The organism is Microbacterium sp. K41, from assembly GCF_004794395.1.
Taxonomy (GTDB): Bacteria; Actinomycetota; Actinomycetes; order Actinomycetales; family Microbacteriaceae; genus Microbacterium; species Microbacterium sufflavum.
In genome coordinates this window covers 20116-27444 of sequence record NZ_SSDO01000365.1, presented here as the reverse complement: position 1 = coordinate 27444, position 7329 = coordinate 20116, and the positions used below count along the sequence as shown (strand labels likewise).

Sequence of the window (7329 nt, the reverse complement as noted above, 5' to 3'; positions counted from 1 at the left end):
TGCGCCGGGCTCCGTGCCGAGCTCGCGGCCGCGACGGCGAAGGCCGACGGACGCGATCCTGAGCGCGCCGAGCGCGAGTACCGGACCGCCGAGGACGAGCACACCGCCGCGGTCGAGGCGGAGCAGCGAGCGGCAGAGCTCGAGGCCGTGCGCGCCGATCTTCTGGCTCGGAAGGAGCGTCAGGACTCCGAGGTCGCGACGGCCGCAGCGGCGCTGGCCCAGGCGCGCGAGCACCTGGCGCTGCTGGTGCAACGGAACGGCGACGCGGACGAGCAGATCGCGCAGGCCCGTGGCGACGCGGGATCGGTCGCCGAGCGGATCGCCGAGACCACCGCCCGCACCGAGGTCGCCCGGCGGCTGGCGGACGCGCGCGCGGAGCGCTCTCGTCGAGAGAGGGCGGTCGTCGAGGCCGACCGGGAGCGCGATGCCGCGCTGCTCGCGTCGGTGTTCGCCGAGGTCTCGGATGCGGAGGAGGCTCTGCGCTCGTCGGCGGAGCAGGAGGCGCTCGACGCCCGCATCACTCAGCACACGGTGCAGCGGGAGAAGGAACGGGAGATCCTGTTCGACCTCGAGCTGAAGACGCTGCCCGAGGAGCCGATCGACACCGCGGCCGCGGAACGCGTGTCGAGCGAGGCCCGGGCGCTCTGGTCGGCCGCCGTCGACGCCGCGACCGTCGCCGCTGGAGACGCCGCCCGGTTGTCCGGACTCCTCGCCGCGGCCGGGGACGAGCACGCGCGCACGGCCGAGGACGCGGCGGAGTTCGAGGTGCTGAAGAACCTCGCCGACACGATCGCCGGGCGCGGCGCGAACACCCGCAAGATGACGCTCGAGACCTTCGTGCTCGCCGCAGAGCTGGAGGAGATCGTCGAGGCGGCCAACCGTCGCCTGCACGACATGTCGGAGGGGCGTTACCAGCTGCGCCACTCCGACGCACTGGCGGCGCGAGGGGCCGCGTCGGGCCTCGGGATCGTGGTGGCCGACGCCTTCACCGGCCAGACCCGACCTCCGCAGTCGCTGTCCGGCGGCGAGACGTTCCTCACTTCGCTCGCCCTCGCGCTCGGACTCGCCGAGGTCGTCACAGCGCGCGCCGGAGGGATCCGCCTCGACACGCTGTTCATCGACGAGGGCTTCGGCTCACTCGACGGCGACACGCTCGACATCGCCATGCGCACACTCGACGAACTGCGCCAGGGCGGTCGCACGGTGGGGGTGATCAGTCACGTGGAGGCCATGCAGGAGCAGATCCCCGCACAGCTCACCGTGCGGGCGCTGGCGAACGGTCCGAGCGTGATCGAGGCGCGCTGACGCGGGTCAGACCCCGTACTCGGCGCGGATGACGTCGCGCAGCTGGACGCTGCATCGCGCGACCGCGGCGCGCCAGTCGGTGAGGGCGCCGTCCTCGGCCTGATCGGAGACGGCACGGAACGCGCGGATCGGCACCCCGAACTGCCCGGCCACCCAGATGTACGCGTAGGTCTCCATGTCGACGAGGGCGGCACCGGTGGGCCGGATGACCGCGGTCACCTCGGCGTCCTCCACGAAGTGGTCTCCGGTCGCGATCAGCACGCCGTCACGGCCGGTGCTCACGCGTGCGGGAAGCGACACGTGCTGGCCGGAGACGCCGTCGAGGTCGGTCACGTCGTGCTGGAATGCGGAGCCGATCTCGTGGACGGTGGCCTCGAGCCCCGGCTCGATGGCCCCCGCCGTTCCGACGACGACGACCTCGTCGTAGCGCCGGGCGTCGAGGGCGCGGGTGAGCGCGTAGGTGGCCTGCAGCTTGCCGGGGCCGGTGACCAGCCGGTCGAAGCCGTCGAGCTCGTCGGGGAAGGCGGACAGTTCGGACGCGAGCGCGGCGACGAGGAGTTTCACTGCCTCATTCTCTCAGGTCTCGGCTGGATGCCGCGTGCGAGCGCCGCGCCGCCGCCCCGCCGCTGCGCGGAGGGAGGATACTGGGGCCAGGCGAAGAGCGGAGGATCACGTGTCGTTGCAGAAGCAGATCGCGGAAGACCTGGGTGTCCGGCCCGACATCGACCCCGAATCGGAGGTGGAGCGGAGGGTCGGCTTCCTCGCGGACTACCTGCGCACGACGGGTGCCAGGGGGTACGTGCTCGGCATCTCCGGCGGTCAGGACTCGACCCTCGCCGGCCGGCTCGCGCAGCTCGCGGTCGAGCGCGTGCGGGCCGAAGGCGGCGAGGCCACGTTCCTGGCGGTACGGCTGCCGTATCGCGTGCAGCACGACGCGGACGATGCGCAGGCCGCGCTCGACTACATCGCCCCGGACTCCTCGGTCGAGGTGAACATCCAGAACGGCGTCGACGGCGTGGAGCGCGACATCGAGGCGGCGGTCTCCGGCGACATCACCGACTTCAACCGCGGCAACATCAAGGCGCGACTGCGCATGGTGACGCAGTACGCCCTCGCGGGACACGACGGCCTGATCGTGATCGGCACCGACCACGCGGCCGAGGCCGTGACGGGGTTCTACACGAAGTTCGGCGACGGCGCCGCGGACGTGCTGCCGCTGTCGGGCCTCACGAAGCGACAGGGCCGCTCGCTGCTGCAGTTCCTCGACGCGCCCGACCGGTTGGCGCTCAAGGTGCCCACGGCCGACCTCCTCGATGGCCAGCCCGGACGAGCCGACGAGGACGAGCTGGGGCTGACGTACGAGCAGATCGACGCGTTCCTGGAGGGGGAGGAGGTCGACCCTGACGTCGCCGGTCGCATCGAGTCGCGCTACCTCGCGACCCAGCACAAGCGCCACCTCCCCGTCACTCCCGACGACACCTGGTGGCGCTGAGGCGTCGAGGGAAGGGCGCGGTCGCGCTCGCTTTCGCCCGTGTCGGATGCCGCGGATAGTGTCGAAGCATCCGAGAGAACGGGAGAATCGTGCGGATCGACACGGAGGCGCAGCGGGTCGTCTGGAGCGCGAGCGACCTCAAGGCGGCGGCGGAGTGCGAGTTCGCCTGGTGTCGAGCGATCGACGCGAAGCTCGGCCGCGTGCCGGTGGTCGAGGAGCCGGAGGATGCGACGCTGCAGCGGGCCGCGCAGCTGGGAGACGTGCACGAGCAGAACGTACTCGACCGGTACCTGAGCGAGCTCGGGCGGGAGCGGGTGCACCGCGTCGACAAGATCCGCTCGAACGATCCTGAAGCTCTGGCCGCGGCCGTCGGCGAGACGATCGAGGCCCTGCGCTCCGACGCGCTGGTGGTGTTCCAGGCGGCGTTCGCGACGGAGGACTTCGTCGGCTTCGCGGACTTCCTGCGTAAAGACGCCGACGGGCGGTGGCGCGTGCAGGACTCCAAGCTGGCGCGGAAAGCCCGCGTCACGGCGCTCATGCAGCTCGCGGCATATGTCGATCAGCTCGATCGCCTCGGCATCCCCCGGGCCGACGAGGTCGACCTCATCCTGGGCGACCACAGCGTCAGCACGCACGCGGTTGACGACCTGTTGCCGCTGTTCCGGGTGCGTCGGGCGCGGCTGCGCGCGCTCATCGCGGATCGGGCCGTGGCCGAGGGGCAGGAGGGAGAGCCGCTGGCGTGGGGCGACGACCGCGGCGATCTCCGCATCGTGGCGTGCGGACGCTGTGCGACGTGCGAGGAGCAGGTGATCGCCCACCGCGACCTGCTGATGGTCGCGCGGATGCGGCCCGTCCAGCGCGCGCGGCTGCGCGCGGCGGGCATCGAGACGATCGACGACCTGGCCGCGGCGTCCGGAGCCCCGGAGGGCATGAACGTCGACACGTTCGAGAACCTCCGGTCGCAGGCGAAGCTCCAGCTCCGCGCCGATGCCGAGGGGGTACCGACGTACGACGTGCACTACGCCCCTGCGATCCACACGCTGCCGGTACCGAGCCACGGCGACATCTTCTTCGACTTCGAGGGAGACCCGCTGTACACCGAACCCGCCCCAGACGGAGAGTCGGAGTGGGGCATCGACTACCTGTTCGGGTGGGTCGACAACGCCGATCAGTACACCGCGCTGTGGGCGCACACGTTCGCCGAGGAGCGCCAGGCGCTGGAGACGTTCCTCGATTTCGTGAAGCTCCGCAGGGCCGCGCACCCGGGCATGCACATCTACCACTACGCGCCGTACGAGACGTCGCACCTGGTCGCGATGGCCGCCCGCCACGGAGTCCGCGAGGGCGAGGTGGACCGGTTGCTGCGCGAGGGCGTGTTCGTCGATCTGTATCCGCTGGTGCTGCGCACGGTCCGCGTGGGGTCGCGCTCCTACTCGATCAAGAAGCTCGAGCCGCTCTACATGGGCGACGACGTGCGCACGAGCGACGTGCAGAAGGGCGACGACTCGATCGTGCAGTACGTGGCCGCGCGGGAGCTGGCGGCGGCGGGCGCGCAGGCGGAGGCCGACGCGGTGTTCGCCGACCTCGCCGACTACAACCGCTACGACTGCGTGTCGACGAGGCGGCTGCGCAACTGGCTGATCGAGATCGCGCGCCGAGAGGGGGTGACGCCGGCGCCTCCGGACGACGCCGACGAGGTGATCTACGAGCCGTCGCCTCGCTCGCTGGCCCTTCTCGGTGATGCCGAGAGGGACATGGAGGCCGGCGGCGACGGGCTCGTGCATCGGATCGCGGCGGCGGCGATCGACTACTTCCCCCGGGAGGCGAAGAGCTTCTGGGTGTCGCACTTCCAGCGACTCCGCGAGCCCGTGACCATGTGGGATGGCACGCGCGACGTGGTCAAGGTCGATGCGCCATCCTCGCGCGTGCGGAGCGACTGGAGCATCGGCGAGGGCCGGAGGGTCATGTCGCGCGAGGTCGAGATCCGGGGTGAGGTGTCACCGGGCACGACCCTCGGCCCCGGCGCTCAGCCGTTCGCGCTGTACGACGCGCCGGCGCCGTTCGACACCGAGGTGCCGTCGCGTGCCGTGCACGTGCCGCACACCGTGAGCGTGCGGGAGGTGCTCGACGACGGCTATCTGATCGTCGAGTCGGCGGTGCAGGGGCAGACGTGGGACGAGCTGCCGGTCGCCCTCACCCCGGCCGCGCCCCCGCGGGTGGTGTCGCTGCAACAGGCGATCGACGAGTGGGCCGATGCGGTGCATGCGGCCGCCCCGGGGTTCCCCGACGATGCGGCGACCGACATCATCCGGCGGCGCCCGCCTCGCACGGTCTCCGGGGCTCCGCTGCCGGAGCCGGGGAGCGACACGATCGACGCGATCGTCCGCGGGGTCCTCGACCTCGATCGCAGCTACCTCGCCGTGCAGGGCCCTCCCGGTACGGGCAAGACGTACACGGGATCGCGGGTCATCGCGCGTCTGGTGAACGAGCACGGCTTCCGGGTCGGCGTGGTGGCGCAGTCGCACGCCATCATCGAGACGCTGTTGGAGCGGATCGTGGCCGACGGCGTCGCGCCCGCTCAGGTCGCGAAGGCCCCGAAAGACGACAGCGGCGATCCCTCGTACACCGTCATCCCCAAGAACGGCATGGCGGCGTTCCTCGCCGAGCACGAGCATGAGGGGGCCGTGGTCGGCGGGACGGCGTGGGACTTCAGCAACACGCAGCGCGTGGCGCGCGGGGGCCTCGACCTCCTGGTGATCGATGAGGCGGGACAGTTCTCGCTCGCGTCGACGATCGCGGTCGCAGCCGGAGCACAACGGCTGCTTCTCCTGGGCGATCCGCAGCAGCTTCCGCAGGTGAGTCAGGGGGCGCACCCCGAGCCGGTCGACACGTCCGCGCTCGGATGGGTGATGGACGGCGATCCCGTCGTGCGACCGGAGTACGGCTACTTCCTGGCGCAGTCGTGGCGCATGCATCCGTTCGTGGCCGCCCCGGTGTCGCAGCTCGCGTACGCCGGCAAGCTCGCATCCGCACCAGGCACCGAGCGGCGGTCGATCGAGGGCGTCGACCCGGGGCTGCACATCGTCCCCCTGCGCCATCGCGGCAACGCGACCCAGTCGCCCGAGGAGGCTGCGGAGGTCGTCCGCATCGTGCGGGACCTGGTCGGTCGCCCCTTCCGCGACAACGATCCGGCGGGCTCCGCGCGGCCGCTCACCCCGGCGGACATCATCGTGGTCGCGCCGTACAACGCCCAGCGTCAGCTGGTGCACGACGCGCTCGAGGCGGCGGGCTTCGGTGGGGTGCCGGTGGGCACGGTCGACAACTTCCAGGGCAAGGAGGCCGTGGTCTCCATCACCTCACTCGCGGCGTCGAGCGGCCGCGACGCGCCCCGGGGGCCGGAGTTCCTGCTGCTGCAGAACCGGCTGAACGTCGCGATCTCGCGCGCCCAGGTGCTGGCCTACCTCATCCACTCGCCCGCGCTGCTCGACGATCTGCCCTACACGCCCGAGGGCGTCGCGCGGCTGAGCGCCTTCGCGCGGCTCGTGGGTGCGGCGGAGGAGGACTCGTGACGCCGGCCGATGCGCGGCCGAGTGCCGACGGCATGCCCGCGGCAGAAGACGTCCTCCGTGCCGCCGCCGGGTGGGCGTGGTTCCCGCGGGGAAGCGAGCACGTCCGCGACGACCTGCTCCTCGTGCGCTACCCGGAGCGCTTCGGGGGCGGGGTGCGCGGCTCGCACGTGTCGTCGACGCGTTCCGCCGCGGAGGTCGTGGAGCGGGCGCTGGAGCGCGTGGAGGCCTGGGGCGAGACCGTCTTCACGTTCTGGACGAACCCGGCCGACGAGCCCGACCTCGAAGAGGAGCTGGTGGGCCGCGGGGCCGAGCACGTCGACACCGTCACGGTGTTCGCCCGTCCGACGACTGAGGGCGCGGTCGATGTGCCGCCGGGCGTCTCGGCCGAGGTCGTGCGCACGGTCGACCAGCTTCGGGAGGTGGATGAGATCAACGTCCCCGTCTGGGAGCAACGGCCGCTCGACGGCGACGAGCTTCGCGCCGAGTTCGCGGAGCTGACGGCCGCCCTCGATGCGGGCACCGGGTTCCGGGTGCTGGGTCGCATCGACGGTCGCGCGGTGAGCACGGGCGGGTGCACGATCGTCGACGGATTCACGCGACTGTGGGGTGCGGCGACCCTCGACGGCGACCGAGGGCGTGGTGCCTATCGGGCCGTGCTCGCGGAGCGGCTGCGGGAGAGCGCGGCGCGCGGTGCGGCGACCGCGCTGGTCAAGGGCCGCGTCGCGACCTCGGCGCCGATCCTCGCCAGGGCCGGATTCACGCGGTACGGAGACGAGCGCGCGTACCGCCTGACGCGCTGACCCGCTGTGGTGGTGCCGTGCTCACGCGCTGACGCGCTGCCATGCTCGCGCGGTGCCGTGCTGACGCGCTGCCGCGCTGCCGTGCTCCCGCGCTGTCGTGCTGACGCGCTGCCGTGCTCACGCGCTGACGTAGCCTCGGGCCGCCCGGGGTCGGGCCGCCCGG

The 7329-nt window shown here is 72.0% G+C and carries 5 protein-coding genes; 4 read left to right on the top strand and 1 reads right to left on the bottom strand.

Features of this window, described 5'->3' with window-relative positions; translation table 11 throughout:
- Positions 1-1305: SbcC/MukB-like Walker B domain-containing protein (locus DW309_RS11500; protein WP_275090539.1), on the top strand; the 1305-nt coding region annotated here is incomplete at its 5' end.
- 6 nt (positions 1306-1311) lie between these two features.
- On the opposite strand, the gene DW309_RS11495 is transcribed toward DW309_RS11500, so the two are convergent.
- Entirely contained in the window at positions 1312-1869 is a 558-nt protein-coding gene (locus tag DW309_RS11495) for a phosphorylase family protein (protein ID WP_136032007.1), read from the bottom strand.
- A gap of 109 nt (positions 1870-1978) precedes the next feature.
- On the opposite strand from DW309_RS11495, the gene nadE reads away from it, so the two are divergent.
- From nadE to DW309_RS11480, 3 genes are all read left to right on the top strand, one after another.
- Entirely contained in the window at positions 1979-2797 is an 819-nt protein-coding gene (gene nadE / locus DW309_RS11490; RefSeq protein ID WP_136045442.1) for an NAD(+) synthase, read from the top strand.
- A gap of 89 nt (positions 2798-2886) precedes the next feature.
- Positions 2887-6366 carry a TM0106 family RecB-like putative nuclease gene (locus DW309_RS11485; RefSeq protein ID WP_136045441.1) on the top strand — a complete coding sequence of 1160 codons (3480 nt, stop codon included), beginning with the start codon at positions 2887-2889 and terminating at the stop codon, positions 6364-6366.
- Positions 6363-7166, top strand: coding sequence for a GNAT family N-acetyltransferase (locus DW309_RS11480; protein WP_240753194.1), 804 nt, complete (start codon positions 6363-6365; stop codon positions 7164-7166). The genes DW309_RS11485 and DW309_RS11480 overlap by 4 nt, the downstream gene beginning before the upstream one ends.
- The last annotated feature ends 163 nt before the right edge of the window (positions 7167-7329 follow it).